Genomic DNA, 540 nt, shown 5'->3' with positions numbered 1-540 from the left:
TTGAGGGCGATGACCCGTTCATGCATTTTGGTATCCGGTTTACGCCCAGCGTATCGACCGGCGCCCTTGGCCAAGTCGATGCCTTGGCGCTGTCGCTCTCGCCGGTCCTCGAAGTCGTCACGCGCTATTTGCAAGGCCACACGCAACAGCATGTCTTGTACGCCTTGCAACACCACCTTGGCGACACCACTGGACGCCTCGGTCAATTGCGATAGATCGACGATTCCAGGCACTGCCAGGCGTGCGCCCTTAGCCCTTATCGCGTCCACAAGTTTTTCTGCTTCGACCAGAGGAAGACGGCTGATTCGGTCGATCTTTTCTGCAATGACGACTTCACCCGGTTGCAGGTCCTCAATCATGCGCAACAGCTCGGGACGGTCGGATCGAGCGCCCGAGGCTTTCTCGCGATAGACCGCAGCTACGTAGTAGCCTGGACTCTCGAGCATTGCCAATAATCGCTTCTTGGCGCTGCAAGTCCTGGTCTTCTGTACTGACACGCAGGTACACCCGCGCAACGTTGAGTGAACCGCCCCGGGTTTC

The 540-nt window shown here is 58.1% G+C and carries 1 pseudogene; it reads right to left on the bottom strand.

The window, feature by feature from the left end:
• A pseudogene (locus tag ALO43_RS20805) lies at positions 1–540 on the bottom strand (recombinase family protein); the annotation flags it as partial.

This window comes from Pseudomonas tremae, from assembly GCF_001401155.1.
GTDB lineage: Bacteria > Pseudomonadota > Gammaproteobacteria > Pseudomonadales > Pseudomonadaceae > Aquipseudomonas > Aquipseudomonas tremae.
The sequence above is the reverse complement of the archived record's forward strand: the minus strand, read 5'-3'. Positions and strand labels throughout refer to the sequence as shown.